Raw genomic sequence first — 14,742 nt, 5'->3', positions numbered from 1 at the left:
GGCGGTCGTCGAACCCCGCCCACCCGGCACGACTTGACCTTGGCCGAGAGATGAGCGTCGATCACTGCTGGTCGTCGTCCGCCGGGCTGCCAGGGGCACCAGCATCCCTGGCCCAACGTGGGTCGGACGGCGACCGCGCATGCCCGCGATCCGCCGACCGAAGGGCCAACCCGTGGCACCCAACCCATATCCCGACCGCCGCAGCCGGCGGCCCAGCGACCGCACTCCCGTGCCGGACGACGTCACTGACCGGCTCCTGTGGACCCTCGCGGTCGATGTCGCCGCCGCCCACCAGCCCGGACCCGACGGCGCCTGCACGAACCTGCAGTGCCGCGGGCAGCAAGGCCCCTGCTGGGCGCTGCGCACCGCCCACCGCGCGCACCGACACGCCCGCCGCACCCCCGCCACCTTTGGCGCATCCCGGCCGCGCCCGGTCGGGGCCGTACGCGGACGCGCCCCTGTACCCGCGCCCTCCGTGCCCGCCCCGTCCGGCCGCTTCACCGGCTGGTTCACCCCCACCCACCCGCCCGCACCCCTGACACCAGCCGCGCCCATAGCCGACGCGGTGCCACCGGAGTCCCGGGGGCACCGGCGTCCACCCGTGGCGGCGCTGGCCGCCTGAACCCGCGAACCCTGGAGGCAGACAGTGAACTTCCTACCGAACGACACACTCGCCGGCTACGCCCGCACCGCCGTCGACCTGCGGACCCGCATGGTCGACTACCATCGCGGTCCGCTCGCGGCCCAGTACCTGCAGGCGTTCTTCGGCGGCCGGCTCGCCGACCATCCCAGCCCCAGCCCGGCGGGTATGGCGAAGGTCCTCGACGCGGCTCGGGCCATCACCGCCAACCCGTGGCGATCCGGCGAACCGTACGTCATCGCCCCCGCGATGACGGCGATCATCGCCGCCGCCGCGGCGGCCCTCGACCTGACCGGCGAGGTGCTCCCCGCCGACGTCGCCCCCACCGACGGCGGGGTGCTGTTCCTACCCGAACCGATCTACCACCGCAGCCACAGCGGTGAGGTGTCCTCGATCGGAGCGGTCACCTGGGCCCGCACCACCAGCACCGGCAGCGGGCGGTCGGCCTGGGCCATCGGCGGCTGGGCCGACCACCACGACCCGCACGACCCATCCGCCATCCGCCGCCGCGAGCAACTCGCCGCCCGACCTGACCTCGCCCGGCAGTTCGGCCCCTACGTGCTGACTGACTTCACCGAGATCCCGATCGGCCAGCCCGTCGACCCCCGCCCCGACCTGCCGGTCCTCGACGGCGACGACCGCGACTGGGAACCGGCACCCGACGGCCGGTTCGGCATCGACGAGACCACCACCGCGATGCGCGCCTGCGCCGCCGTCGCCTACGCCTTCTGGCGCATCCAGGCCCAACCCCTGGCCACCGTCGCCGCCGCACCCCTGGACCGGGCCGCCCGCCGCCGCGCCGTGCGCGCCAGCATCCGCCACGACACCCGCGTGGTCATGCTGCGCCGCACCAGCCCACTCGCCGAACCCGCCGACGGGGAACCCAAGTGGCACTACCGGGTGCGGTTCGTCGTACGCGGTCACTGGCGACGGCTGATCGACCGTGCCGGCAACCCGTACCGGATCTGGATCAACGCCCACATCAAGGGCCCCGACGGGGCGCCCCTACTGCACGGCGAGAAGGTCGCCGTCCTCGCCCGCTGATTCCACCCACCGTCCGAAGGCCACGCGTGACGCCTCCAGGCCCCGCGTGGCCTTCACCGGTTCCCGGCCCTGCCCGCCTGCCTGCCTGCCTTCGAGGAGCGACCCATGTCCATCCGCGCGCTGTCCGGGATCGCTGTCGCGGTCGCCGGTGTCCTGCTGCTGTGCTCCGGACTGGTCCCCACCCTGATGCTCGCCGACCGGGCCGCCGCCTGCGGCCCGACCACCGGTGCCGCGCCCACCACCTCGCCGACCGCCCGCAGCACCGCCCCGACCAGTGTCGGGCCGATCGGTGACTGGAACGCCGAGCAGGTGGGCAACGCCGCCACCATCACCGCCGTCGGCATCCGTCTCGGCGTCCCGCCACGGGGCTGGGTCATCGCCGTGGCCACCGCGATGCAGGAGTCCTCCCTGCTCAACACGCCGGGCGGGGACCGCGACTCGGTCGGCCTGTTCCAACAGCGCCCCTCCCAGGGCTGGGGCACGCCTGAACAACTCCTCGACCCGCAGTACGCGGCGACAGCGTTCTACCAAAGCCTGCAGGCCGTTGACGGCTGGCAGGCGATGCCGCTGACCGAGGCCGCCCAACGGGTGCAGCGGTCGGCCTATCCGGACGCCTACGCCCGCTGGGAACCCGACGCCACCCGCATCGTCGCCGCCCTGACCAGGGTCCGCGCCGACCTGACCGCCTGCCAGCTGACCGTCAGCATCCACGGCTGGACGCAGCCGGTGCACGCGGCCGTCGGCTCCGGTTTCCGCACCGCGAGCCGACCCGGCCACGACGGTGTCGACCTGATCGTGGCGAAGGGCACCCCGATCCACGCCGCGTCCGCCGGCACCGTCACCGTCGTGCGCTGTAACGCCGTCGACGTGCGCACCGGCCGGGACTGGGGCTGCGACCGCGACGGCCACCCCGAGCTGACCCGCGGCTGCGGCTGGTACGTCGACATCACCCACCCCGACGGGGTGCTCACCCGCTACTGCCACCTGCTCACCCGCCCCTCCGTCATCGAGGGCCAGCAGGTGACGGCGGGCCACGTCATCGGCGTGGCCGGCAGCTCAGGCCACTCATCCGGCCCGCACCTGCACTTCGAAGTGCACCTCGGTGACCACACATCCCGCACGGCGGTCGACCCGGTCGCGTTCATGGCCTCCGTCGGCGCACCCCTGAACCGGTAGCCCCGAGCACCGACACCGGCGGCTGCCGCGCCATCCACACCCAGCCCGGCAGGTCGTCCCCGCTGGGGGACGACCTGCCGCGACCCCTCATCCCACTGATCCCTGAGAGAAGGAGAAGGCACGTGAGTACACCCACGCTGATCGGTGTCGCCGCGTCGCGCGGCAGGTACACCGCCCGCTACCTGCAGTTCGGTGAGGAGCCGGAGAGACTGGTGCCGCTGCTGCGCCGGATCTGGACCGACACGTTCGGCCGCGACACCAACGCCATGGCCGCCGCGCTGCTGGCCCACAACTGGTGGACCCTCGCCATCAACCCGAAGCCCCGCCGTTGGGACCGGCAGCCGCCCGTAGCGGGACTGGGCTACCCGGCCGACACCGGCACGATCCGGCAGGGCTTCCTGCGGGAGGACATCGACGGGGCCCTGGAGTGGCTGTATCTGCTGCACATCGACCAGCGGCGGCTGGTGGTGTACGAGGCGAGCATCCACGGCCACTGGCTGCGGCACAGCGCCCATCACCTCGACCCCGTCGAGGACCTGTTCATCACCGCCGCCGACGAGGGCGGCCCGGAGATGACGGTGTGCACCGTGTGCGGCGCGGTCGACGAGATCGACCACATCGAGGTGCCGTCCATGGCCGGCTACGGCCACGACACCTCCATCAGCTGCACCCGCTGCGGCTCCTCGGTCGTCACCGACCCGATGTTCGGCGACCACGTCACCCGCAAACCCTGGCCGCCGCACAACCCCACGACGGACGGCACCCAATGAAACCGCCCATCCCGGGAGGCCGTCGCCGTCGACCGGCGGCGGCCTGCCCATCCACTGATCGGAGAACCTCTTGATCTATCAGCCCGGCCAGCGCGTCGCCCTGGTCCACACCAGCGACCCGCACACCCTGCTGCGGCCCGGCGACACCGGCACCGTCCGCCGCCACGACCAGCAGCACCACACCGTCGACGTCACCTGGGACAGCGGCTCCACCCTGTCGATGTGCCTCGACGACGGCGACCGCATCGAACCCCTCACCACCACAGCGTCGAAGGGGGACCCGGTAGACGACGCCGCCGAATGGGCCGCCACGCTGTGGCGGATCCGCGCCGCTGGCACCGAGGCCGGCCGCACCGCCGCCGACTGGTGGGCGCAGAACACCATCGGCGCCCGCGCGAGCGGCGACACCCGCCTGGCCGCGCGCAGGATCCTCACCGGCATCGACGACGGTGACCCCGCAGTCCTCGACACCCTGCCCCAACCGGCGGCGGCCGGGGATGCGGTCGACACCAGCGGATGGCAGCTGTTCGCCGACGCCACCGGCGATGTCTCCGGCTGGTTCGGGCTGCGTATCCCGCAACGCGACGAGGCGATGACCGTCTACCGCGACGCCTTCGACACCGCCGCCGTCGACCGCGTCACCGAACTGTGTCACCTCGCGGCCAGCCCCACCGGCCGCGACGTGTCCCACCTGCACCCCGACCGGATCCGTATCGGCGACGTCGGTGTGTTCTCCGGCCACTGGGCGCACAACACCGACACCGAACCCGACCGCTTCGCGGTCGGGTTCGTCGGCACCCTGATCGACCGCTGGAACGGGTGGGCGGTGTTCTCCTGCACCCGCGAAGTGGCCGAGGCGATCGTCGCCGACCAACAGCACCACCGCGACCAGTACCGCCACCGCCTGCGCGACGAGGGCGTACCGGAGAACGACCTGGACCGGCGGGTCGACGCCGCCCTGGCCGACCTGTCCTTCGACGACGACGTCATCGTCGCCGACCAGCGCGCCACCTCCGACGATCCGCAAGCCATCGACCACATCACCCCGGACAGCGACGGCCGATACGTGGTGATGGGCCGCAGCTGGTGCTGGGAGGCCGTCGACCCCTACGCCTGCGACCAGATCATCGGCGACCTACCCGACCAGGCGTAGAGCGCAGAACCGACCCAGGCCGGACCGGCAGAACCACCGCAGACATGCGACACCGACAAGGAAGGAACCAGATAGTGACTGCACGCACCCAAGAGGAGATCGTCACCCGAGTCCGGGCGCTGCGCGCCCACCGCCGGGACATCTTCGGCTTCCGGGAGGAGGTGCTCGTGGAGGCACTCGATCTCGACCACGCCCGCCAGCTCCTCGGCCCCGGCACCCCAGGCGAGTGGACCCCACGGGTCGACCATGAGACCTACGCCCGGGACTACCTGCGATTCGCCATCGGAAAGATCATCGACCACCGGGGCAACTCGGCGAGCCGGTCAGTGGACAAGCTCGGCGAACTCGCCTGGCTGCTCGGCCGCGACGACATCGTGCGGGCGATGGACCACACCAGCTACCCGATGTATGGAGCACCCGCGGTCAAGGCGTTCGCCGACGGCTTCGGCTGGCCGTTCCTCGACGACCTCGACAGCGACGACCAGCGGGCCCTGGCCCGGATGGCCGACGGGCAACAGTGCGACCCGCAGGGCTGCCGACGAGGCTGCGCCGACTGACCGCAACCGGGCCACCCGGCACCACTCCCGGCCCTCGATGCGCACATGGTCAGCCGGCACCCCAGCAATCCCACAACCCGCACATCCATTCGACTTGATCGATCAGGCTCGGGGGCGTTGCATCGTCGGCGCCGACACGCCCGCGCAAGGCCGCCCCCCGGCAGCACGCACCGGCGGCGTACCTCCGCGTCGCCGTAACCCTTCAGCACCAACGCGGTGTGGTCGCCCACCTGCCCGGCCCGAACCGGCCGGCAGGTGCTGACCGCATCCGTCTCCGCAGTGCGGTAACCCGCCGCCCGCGCACCCGGAGACGGGTGCGCGGGCCCGACCGAGATCGAGGCAACCACATGACCACACCACACCCGCCGACCCCACCGAACGGCCCACCCCGCACCGACCCGGCCGCGGCCGGCACCGGCGGCACACCCACCACTGAGGCCACCTCCGGCCGGTCCGGCTACCTCTACCGCAAGGTCGCCCTACACCTGGCCGACCACCCCGACACCATCCTTAAGGTCGGCGAGATCACCCGGGCGATCAGCGCACCGTCCACCGGCGCCGTGTTCGAGGCACTGAAGAAGATGGCCGCCGCCGGGCACGCCACCCACCACCGCGACCCGCACCACCGCTTCCAGATCACCCAGGCCGGCATCGACGCCGCCGGCACCCTGCCACCCGCCGCACCCCGCACCCGCCCCACCGGCAGCGGTGGTGGCCGCCGGTCCCGGCCCGCACCCGTACCCCGACCGAACGGCACCCTGTACCACCCGCGGCGGCTCGGCAAAGGCTGGGACGTCGAGGAACTACAGCGACTGCGTACCCAGCGGGTGCCCGTACTGCTGTACGGGCCACCGGGCACCGGCAAGACCGCCATGGTCGAAGCCGCGTTCCCCGACCTGCTCACCGTCGCCGGCACCGGCGACACCGTCGTCGACGACTTCCTCGGCTCCTACAACCCGATCCCCGGCGGCGGCTACGAGTTCATCCACGGACCCCTCGTCACCGCCATGCGCGAAGGCCGGGTACTGCTGGTCGACGACGCCACCCTCATCCCGCCCCGCGTCCTGGCCGTGCTGTACCCGGCCATGGACGGCCGCGGCGTCATCACCATCCCCGCCAACGGCAACGAAACCGTGCAGGCCGTCGACGGGTTCTACATCGTCGCCGGCCACAACCCCGGCGTACACGGCGCGGTCCTCACCGAGGCCCTGGCCTCCCGGTTCACCGTCCACCTGCACGTCACCACCGACTGGGACCTCGCCCGCGCCCTTGGCGTCCCCAAACCGGTCGTCGACGCGGCGATCGACCTCAACGCCGATCTGACCGCCGGCAAAACCATGTGGGCACCACAGCTACGCGAACTCCTCGGCTTCGTCACCGTCCGCGACCAACTGGGCATGGCCGCCGCCCTGGCCAACCTCGCCGGCATCGCCCCCGAAGACGCCCGCGACGACGTCACCGCCGCCCTATCCCGACACACCGGCACCCCCACCACCGCACTCGCCCTCGGCAAACGCTGACCCCACCCACCCAATCTGGAAGGAGCACCCACATGTCACACACCCATCTGCGCCCCGGCACCCCACCGACACGACCCGGCACCAACGACTGGCAGGCCTGGTCACAGGCCTGGACCCAACATGTGCCGCTGCTGACCGGCCGCACCGATCTCACCGTCCTCGTCGCCCCCGGCGCCGCCGGGGACGCACCCGAATGCTTCTACCCCGACCTCAACCGCATCGAAGTCGACGCCACCTACATCGCCGAGCGCCCCGACATCACCGACCCGACCAAAGCCCGCCACAAGCGCCTCGTACCCACCGGCTACGGGCTGCTCGTGCACGGCGCCGCCCACGCCGCACACAGCCGCTGGACCACCCCACCCGGCACCCCGCCCATCCTCGCCGACGTCGCCGCCATGCTCGAGGAATCCCGGGCCGAAGGCCGCCAACGCACCCGCCGCCGCGGCGACCGCCGCTGGCTACGCCACGTCGTGAAAACGCTCCTCGACCCCGACGGCGCAGCCGTCGACGACCCCTGGCACGCCGGACAACTCGCCGCCCTGCTGCTGGCCCGCGTCGACGCCCGCATCGTCACCAGCAAAGACGTCCGCCCGGTCCGCGCCGCGGTCACCGGCCTCCTCGGACGCAAACGACTGCGGCACCTGCGCGACATCTGGCGCGAGGCCCACACCTGCGACGACACCGACGCCGACACCATGATCACCCTCGCCCGGCGGTGGTGCCACATCCTCGGCATCGACCCCGACCACCAGCACGCCACCCCCGTACCCGACGCCGGACAGTTCCCCGGCCGCCTCGCCGCCGCCCTCGTCGACTACCTCGCCGCAGCCTCCGGCCTCACCCCGACCGAGTACACCGCATCACAGCTGGCCCACCGGCACAGCCCACCATCAGAGTGGGCACGCCGGGACCCGACCGAACAGGAACGTCACGCCGCCCGCGACCTCGCCCAACGGCTACAACAGGCCCGCACCCGCCACCCCGAACCCGGCCGGCGACCGTCGACGATCCCACCCGGACGGCTACGCACCCGCCACGCCATCACCGCCGACGCACAAACCGCCGCCGGGCAACTGCCCACCGCCGCCCCCTGGCAACAACGCACCCACCTACCACCCGAGAAACCCCGCCTACACCTGGCGATCCTGGTCGACCTGTCCGGATCCATGGGCCGCTACACCGAACCGATGTCCTCCGCGGCATGGATCTTCGCCCACGCCGCCCGCCGCGCCCACGCGGCGACCACCACCATCGGATTCGGCGACCGCACCACCATCCTCGTACCCCCACGCACCTCACCGACACAGGTGCTACACATGCGCACCGACGTCGCCACCGCCACCTTCCCCGAAGCGGTCAAGGTCGCCGACCAACTCCTCGACCTGCGCCACGGCCGCACCCTGCGGATGCTCGCCGTCGTCTCCGACGGCTACCTCGACGACATCCCCGCCGGACAACGCCTCGTCACCACCCTGCACCGCGCCGGCTGCGCCGTGCTCTGGCTACACCCCGCCGACCCACCCACCCCAGGCCAGCCCACCGAACCCGACCAGAGATGGGGACACACCTTCACCCACACCACCACCCTCACCGTCACCGACCCGGTCCACGCCATCACCGCGATCACCGACGCCGCCGCCACAGCCCTCGAACAGGCCTAGACCCGACCGCACCAGACCCCGCCGGCGGCAAACCAGCCCCGCCCCGCACCGCAGGCGAGCGGGCCGGCAGCGCCACACAGACGGCGAACACGACGGACGCAAACCCAGGAAATCACGGGCTTGCCGCCCGGCCACTGTCTGCGTACTCCAAGGCCGCAGCCGACGACCTGCGTGAGCGAATCGCGACTTGACCATCGCTCGCCACCGAAGCGATGTGGTGCTGGCCTGGCTGAGCCAGCTCTAGACCAAGGCCTACCGGCGCTACCCAAGACCGTCCACGACGCCGCGTGGGGGTCCGCATCCGGTGAATGCGGGCCCAAACGCAACGACATGGAGCTGACGATGAACAGCACGCCCCACCCCGGCAACGAACCGGCCCCCGATGGACCAGCCCGACTCAACGTCGGAGACCCGGACCTACGCAAAACCCGCCTGCTCGCCCGCGAATGCGCCACCTGCATCTTCAAACCCGGCAACCCGATGCACCTCGCACCCGGCCGACTCAAGCAGATGGTGAACACAGCCTGCGGCGACGCGGGCTACATCATCTGCCACTCAACCCTGCCGTACGCCGGCAGCCCGGTCCCACCCGCAGTCTGCCGCGGCTTCGCCGACCGCTACCGAACATGGCAACTACAGGTCATGGAACGACTCTGGGGCTTCGTCGAAGTCGAGCCACCAGATCCGAACACCGCCGATACGCCCGAGTGACCAGGAGACAATTAGGTGCCTGACATCGACGACTTTCTCCGACGCCAGGAACACGTCATCGGGACCAAGGGCTGGGCCGTCACGCACGTTCTGCCCACCGACGACGACCACGGCACCACCGCCCCGTTTGCCTACACCGTCGGGCTTACCGCCCACGATCATCCCGAACTGATCATCGCCGGGCTACCGCCCTTGGTGGCCCACACCCTGCTCAACGACCTGGCCCGACGGATCTACGACAAGGCCGAACGATTTACCCACGGCCAGCGCATCAGCGACCTCATCGTCGGCTACGACGCCGTCATCATCGACGGGCAACCCACCGACAATCTGCTGCCCGGGGCGGCGATCGCATGCTACGGACGCCACCAGATTCGCCTGCAGCAGATCGTGTGGCCCGATCAGCAGGCCCGGTTCCCCTGGGATAGCGACTACACCTTCGAGCCGAATGCACAGCCGCTGATCGCCCACCTGTAGCTGGACATCCAACTGACGTAGCGAGCCGTAAGCCGGCTAACCGCCCCAACGAGTGGCTGGTCCTTGACACCGCCAAGGACCAGCCCCACCCAGAGGGCGATTACGAAGGGAGGCCGCTCAACAACGGTACATTCGGCATCCGCTTATGCCAACGAATCAATCTGATTATGTAAATTCGGCTGCGGCTGCGGCTGCGGCTGCCGCTGCCGACATTCGTGAATCGGAGGCGAGATAGCCAACGAGGCCGCCTGAAAAACCCTTCTGCCGGCGTGGGCTCCAGATATTCAGCTGCCCGTCCAACTCATGTTGCCCTTTCCCCTTAGGCTCTGGTCACCGCCTAGCGAGAGGAAGAGCAACCTCCCCCATCGGAGCAAGGTTGACAACCGCTGGTATCAATTGAGTATGTCAACCTTTGAGTGGTTCTCTATCGGGCTCTCGGTCGTCGGCCTCCTAGTCGTCGTTGTGAGCTTGAGGTTCGTTCGTGACCAGGTGCGGATGATGGCAGAGCAGACGCAGCGCCTCAGTCAGACCATGGATACGTCTGCGGAGTCCGCGCTTGATGCTCTCTTTGTGGTCGTGACGCAGGCATACCTGGAGTATCCGGCACTAAGACCGATTTTCAACGAGCGCGAGGCGATCGGACCGATCCCCGCGCTCGATATCGATATGACCTACCGGGCGAATGCTCTCGCTGAGGCGTTGCTCGACGCGATGGATCGATCAATGATATTCTCCGATCGAGGTCTTTCAAGTGCGTCAGCCGCCCTCGACGCGTGGATCATCGATTCATTTCGTCATAGCGGATTTTTGCGTGCCTGGTTTACTCACCATTCTAATTGGTATGGTTCCAAGTTGGGTGCTCTGATGGTCAAAGCAACTGCCGAACTGGAAATACCCCCGGCCGGGAGAGTTGAATCGGCCGGGTAAGTCCCACCTTTGGTTGAGGGCCTTTGAGGCAGATCGCTTTGAGTCGCTACTGATCGACCCGACGGCGCACTGTCGGGTTAGTAGAACATCTACTATTGGCGCACCTGTCGCTACTTGATCCGGATGTACCCGGCGCTCGTATCGTCGTCACCGACTAGGATCGCCTCAGCCCTAGTGATTACGCAGCAGACGACGTGATCTGCGAGTACCTCGTGAAGCTGACCCATGTCGGCAGGCGGACAATCGAGTAGGTCGCGGATCACGAGGTGGACAGGCTCGCGGTTGCTCGATGATGAGCTGGCACTTGGGATCCCTGACGATCACGTGACGTGTGGCCTCGGACCAGGGTAAGGGCGCAGGGTACTTGCTGCGAACCAGCGGCTGTGGGTGGCGGGGAGCTACCGCACCCGGCATCGCCGACTTTCCGAAACAGTGCCCTGACCTGGCGACCACAGACCCAGCGCGGCCAACGCCTCCCCCAAGCTACGAGACAGCCCTTCGACCTAGTCAGCGGGGAGGCATCTGGATATCCGTGCGAGTTTCACCAATCAAGATCACACTGGGACGCCGAGCCATGGTGGAGCAAGCATCGCCATTCAAGATCTGTAGCCGCTCTGTGGGTTTGCCCCAACTTCCGCGACCTACCTTAAGAAGCATGATCTAATCTCTCCATCGTTCGGCTACAAACTTCCGCCGGGCTGGCGCCCGCGTCGGTCGTCATTCTTAGTCTTCCCTGCCCCAGAATGTTGACGCGCAGTCACCGTGGGAGGACAGGGCATGGATGCGGATATGGGCACGGTCGCTGCTGAGGTTGGCAGGGCGCTTGTGCAAGCGATGATCTCGGATGCCTGGGACACCTTGCGTCCTCAGATCATCGCCCGATTGAATCGTGGAGGCGGCGGGCATCTTGTCGGTGCGCTCGACTTGGACCGCACCTCACTCACTGCCGGCAGGATCCCATTGAACACTGAGCCTTTTCCAAGCTGATCTTGCAGCTCAGGGTGGGTGCGGCAGGCCCGGTGATCGGTGGGTGCGAGGCTCCAGGTAGGACAGCTGTCGACCAAGACTCGAAGCCCCGACCGGGAGCCTCGCCATGCTGTCCTACCCTGCCACGATTCCGTTGTCCAGCCGCACCCTGAACTACCTCGCCGAACGCATCCGCGGTCACCGCAAGCAGCGCCGCTCCCGGTGGCGGCGTCTCGAACCCGGCCGGCAGGCGCTGCTGGCTCTGGCCCATCTGCGTAACGGCGACACCTACACCCGACTCGCGGCCGGCTTCGCCATCGGCGTCGCCACCGCCTGGCGCTACGTGCAGGAGGCGATAGCCCTGCTCAGCTCGGCAGCCGACGACCTGGACACCGCCATGGAACGGATCCGTCGGCTGGCGTACGCGATCCTGGACGGCACCCTGATACCGATCGACCGGGTCGCCGACCAGAAGCCGTACTACTGCGGGAAACACAAGCACCACGGCGTGAACGTGCAGGTCATCGCCGATGCCGCTGGCCGGCTCGTCTGGGCTTCACCGGCGCTGCCCGGTTCGGTCCATGACCTGACCGCAGCCCGGACTCACGGCATCATCGACGCGCTGAGCAGGGCAGACGTGATGACCTTCGCTGACAAGGGCTACCAAGGAGCCCGCGGCAGCGTGCGCACGCCATTCAAGCGGCGCCGCTTCCGCCCAAAGCTGTCACGCCGGCAGAAAGCCGTGAACCGTGCCCACGCGAAGATCCGCGCTCGCGGCGAACGCGCGATCGCCACCCTCAAGACCTGGAAGATCCTGACCAAGCTGCGCTGCTGCCCACGCCGAGCGACCCCGATCGTGCAGGCCATCCTCGTCCTGCACCACGTCGAGACCGACCGCTACGCAGGATGAAAAAGGCTCATTTTTGATGCAGCGCTGCGATACCTCCCGACGGTCGGGCTGATGGCTCCGGGATGCTCACTACATCAATGGCCAGTCGTCAACTGACCTGACCCGATATCGGAGGGATTGGCGCAAATTGTTGTGCTGGTTGAGCACGTAGCGGTCGAGCAATCGGTGGGCGCGACGATGTGGCTCGCTTCGCAGTGGGGAAGGTGGCCAGGACCTCCACCGTTTTGCGCCACCGTGGTTGACGATGGCGAACACCCGGTGGTGCTGGCGAACCGACCCGGAACGGCGACCACATCGGTCCGCAGACCCCATCCGGCAGGCTGAGCCGAGCATCCCGCCCAACCCAGACAGACTGCCCGACAGTTCGACAGCGACCCGGCGGTGGTCACGGTCGCGTCTCCCGACGGATTGGGAGGCGGTCGAAGGCGGCGTGCAGCAGCGGGTTGCGATCGGCCGCGCCGCGGAACTGCTGCAACGCGGTGCCCAGCTCCCAGGTCTGGCGTTCATCGCCAGCCCGCACGATCTCCTGCAGGATCGAGGAGGCCGACTGGTGCTGCCCGATGCTGATCAACTGCTCGATGTCGCGAAGCGGCGCCACCACGGTCGGCAGCGCCGGGGTGGGCAGGAATGTCCGGCCGAGGCTGTTGGCGACGTACCATGGGTCGAGCGTCGCGACCATGCCAATGAACGGCCGGTCGGTCGGAATCTCCGCGAACTCGGGCGCACCAGCCTGGATCTTGTCGAGGGTCCGGCCGAGCTGGTCGAACGCCTCCCCCAAAGTCTTGACGTAGGCCTCTTGCACCGTGGCGTCGGCGGCGCGGGCTGCCAGCGGGGAGCGCGTCGCCTTGGTCTCGACCAGCAGCACCAGGTCGTTGAACACCACGAACCAATCTGTGCTCGCTGCCTGCTGTCTGCGCTCCCGATACATGATCTCCGGATACACCCGAGCGTCCGGGAGGGTCGCGAACTGCCGTCCGACGTAGTCCTCATGCAGATAACCCAGCTCACGCGTAAACGACGTCCCCCATCGGGCGATTCCTACGTAGTAGAGCTCCAGTGGCGTAAGGCGCCGCGGAATGAGGTGGCGGACCGGCGCGATGAGCCGGCCGTCCGAGAGCCGCACGAACGGCCGTGAGGTCAGCGGATTGAAGGCGTAGCGGTCGAGGTGCGGCAACGGTGTTCGCTGCTCAGCCGAAGTGTTCTCCTGGCGGAACTCCTCCATGGTCTGCGCGAAGACCGAACGGATGACACCCAGGATCTCGTCCCGCGGCAGCACAGCGAGCAGCTCGGTGAACTGCGGCTGATCGAGCCAGGCCGGATCGAAGAAGCCGCTGCTGCGTTCCGCCGAGGTGGCGAGCATGACCACGATCTCCGTCGCGGTGACCGTCGGGGCACCGAGAAGCTGAGCAATTGCCTCCGGCGGGATCACCTTCAGCCGCCTGCTGCCGGCGTAGTCGTCAAAGAACACCACCGGACGCGCGAGCTCGGCCAGACCGTGCTCCTGGTACGGGAACTGTTCGTAGAGGGTGCGCGCCATGATCGCGAAGGCCGAGTTTAGGTGGGAGTGATCGAGCTCCTCCGGAACGAGGTTCTCATGCATCCAGCATGCCGTCACGATGTCCCGCTCCTGCGGCACGCTCCGCCGGTGCGAGTTACCATGCAGGATGGACGCCTTCGCGACGGCGGCCAGCGCCCATGGCGGTGTCTCCATAAAAATCCGCGCACCGGGCTCCTCAGGGGACAGCCGCAACGGCACCCGCAGCGATCGCCGCGCGAGTGCCTGCAGCAAGGCCTCTTGATTAAAACGCCGCACGAACGAACTAAACTGCTGGTACGAGAACTCGGGGACAGGACTCTGAGTCACCAGACCAGAATCACATGCCCGACAAGCTGTTTAGCTGGAGGCGCTGTTGCGTTGGTGGACCGGTGGGCACGCCGAGCCGCGCCAGCGGGCACTGGCCAGAAGGGTTCTACCGCTTGGTCAAGGGCTACGAGGCACTGTCTACCGTGGTCCATTCCTCACAGTTGGACCATAACGAACAACGCCTAGCTGATCTTTCGCAAGCGATCGCAGCAAGGCCTTCCTGCGACCTGTATACACAAGGTAAAAAAGAAAAGCCGCAGGTCAGCGACCTGCGGACACCGGCGGAGCGTCGGGTTAGGAAACCGATGCTCTATCCCCTGAGCTACGAGGGCGCGAGGGCCTAGTCTAGCGACCTGGGGGTTC

The 14,742-nt window shown here is 68.6% G+C and carries 13 protein-coding genes; 12 read left to right on the top strand and 1 reads right to left on the bottom strand.

What is annotated here, in order from left to right; all coding sequences use genetic code 11:
- The first annotated feature begins 139 nt into the window (after nt 1-139).
- The 12 genes from ABZ795_RS05235 to ABZ795_RS05180 all read left to right on the top strand — a co-directional run bounded on the left by ABZ795_RS05235 (nt 140) and on the right by ABZ795_RS05180 (nt 12,515).
- Nucleotides 140-622, top strand: a complete 483-nt coding sequence (locus tag ABZ795_RS05235) for a hypothetical protein (RefSeq protein ID WP_357529070.1) — start codon at nt 140-142, stop codon at nt 620-622.
- Between the two features lie 24 nt (nt 623-646).
- The gene (locus ABZ795_RS05230; RefSeq protein ID WP_357529068.1) at nt 647-1,684 is read left to right on the top strand and encodes a hypothetical protein; all 1,038 of its coding nucleotides are present in this window, start codon (nt 647-649) and stop codon (nt 1,682-1,684) included.
- Between the two features lie 105 nt (nt 1,685-1,789).
- Nucleotides 1,790-2,860 carry a peptidoglycan DD-metalloendopeptidase family protein gene (locus tag ABZ795_RS05225; protein ID WP_357529066.1) on the top strand — a complete coding sequence of 357 codons (1,071 nt, stop codon included), beginning with the start codon at nt 1,790-1,792 and terminating at the stop codon, nt 2,858-2,860.
- 122 nt (nt 2,861-2,982) lie between these two features.
- Entirely contained in the window at nt 2,983-3,630 is a 648-nt protein-coding gene (locus ABZ795_RS05220) for a hypothetical protein (protein ID WP_357529064.1), read from the top strand.
- Between the two features lie 70 nt (nt 3,631-3,700).
- Nucleotides 3,701-4,783: a DUF4314 domain-containing protein gene (locus ABZ795_RS05215; protein WP_357529062.1), complete on the top strand. Its 1,083-nt coding sequence runs from the start codon at nt 3,701-3,703 to the stop codon at nt 4,781-4,783.
- Between the two features lie 74 nt (nt 4,784-4,857).
- The gene (locus ABZ795_RS05210) at nt 4,858-5,340 is read left to right on the top strand and encodes a hypothetical protein (RefSeq protein ID WP_357529060.1); all 483 of its coding nucleotides are present in this window, start codon (nt 4,858-4,860) and stop codon (nt 5,338-5,340) included.
- Nucleotides 5,341-5,687: 347 nt separating this feature from the next.
- A complete protein-coding gene (locus ABZ795_RS05205; protein ID WP_357529058.1) occupies nt 5,688-6,860 on the top strand; it encodes an AAA family ATPase in 1,173 nt (390 codons plus the stop codon).
- 32 nt (nt 6,861-6,892) lie between these two features.
- Nucleotides 6,893-8,524, top strand: coding sequence for a VWA domain-containing protein (locus ABZ795_RS05200; RefSeq protein WP_357529056.1), 1,632 nt, complete (start codon nt 6,893-6,895; stop codon nt 8,522-8,524).
- 330 nt (nt 8,525-8,854) lie between these two features.
- A complete protein-coding gene (locus tag ABZ795_RS05195) occupies nt 8,855-9,235 on the top strand; it encodes a hypothetical protein (protein WP_357529054.1) in 381 nt (126 codons plus the stop codon).
- 15 nt (nt 9,236-9,250) lie between these two features.
- Nucleotides 9,251-9,712 carry a DUF4262 domain-containing protein gene (locus ABZ795_RS05190; protein ID WP_357529052.1) on the top strand — a complete coding sequence of 154 codons (462 nt, stop codon included), beginning with the start codon at nt 9,251-9,253 and terminating at the stop codon, nt 9,710-9,712.
- A 498-nt stretch (nt 9,713-10,210) separates the two neighbouring features.
- Nucleotides 10,211-10,639 (top strand): hypothetical protein, encoded by a 429-nt coding sequence (locus tag ABZ795_RS05185; protein WP_357529050.1) that lies wholly within the window; start codon nt 10,211-10,213, stop codon nt 10,637-10,639.
- A 1,093-nt stretch (nt 10,640-11,732) separates the two neighbouring features.
- Complete coding sequence (locus ABZ795_RS05180; RefSeq protein ID WP_327024010.1) at nt 11,733-12,515, top strand: transposase family protein; 783 nt, start codon at nt 11,733-11,735, stop codon at nt 12,513-12,515.
- 385 nt (nt 12,516-12,900) lie between these two features.
- Here ABZ795_RS05180 and ABZ795_RS05175 read toward each other — a convergent pair whose 3' ends face one another.
- Nucleotides 12,901-14,379, bottom strand: coding sequence for a hypothetical protein (locus ABZ795_RS05175; protein ID WP_357529048.1), 1,479 nt, complete (start codon nt 14,377-14,379; stop codon nt 12,901-12,903).
- Nucleotides 14,380-14,742 lie beyond the last annotated feature (363 nt).

This window comes from Micromonospora sp. NPDC047134, assembly GCF_040643455.1.
GTDB lineage: Bacteria > Actinomycetota > Actinomycetes > Mycobacteriales > Micromonosporaceae > Micromonospora.
This window is presented reverse-complemented; position numbering and strand designations above follow the sequence as displayed.

Excerpts from the sequence above, each read along its gene's own strand:
- ABZ795_RS05235 (WP_357529070.1), top strand. The coding sequence starts at position 140 with ATGCCCGCGATCCGCCGACCGAAGGGCCAACCCGTGGCACCCAACCCA.
- ABZ795_RS05225 (WP_357529066.1), top strand. The coding sequence starts at position 1,790 with ATGTCCATCCGCGCGCTGTCCGGGATCGCTGTCGCGGTCGCCGGTGTC.
- ABZ795_RS05205 (WP_357529058.1), top strand. The coding sequence starts at position 5,688 with ATGACCACACCACACCCGCCGACCCCACCGAACGGCCCACCCCGCACC.
- ABZ795_RS05200 (WP_357529056.1), top strand. The coding sequence starts at position 6,893 with ATGTCACACACCCATCTGCGCCCCGGCACCCCACCGACACGACCCGGC.
- ABZ795_RS05195 (WP_357529054.1), top strand. The coding sequence starts at position 8,855 with ATGGAGCTGACGATGAACAGCACGCCCCACCCCGGCAACGAACCGGCC.
- ABZ795_RS05185 (WP_357529050.1), top strand. The coding sequence starts at position 10,211 with ATGGCAGAGCAGACGCAGCGCCTCAGTCAGACCATGGATACGTCTGCG.
- ABZ795_RS05180 (WP_327024010.1), top strand. The coding sequence starts at position 11,733 with ATGCTGTCCTACCCTGCCACGATTCCGTTGTCCAGCCGCACCCTGAAC.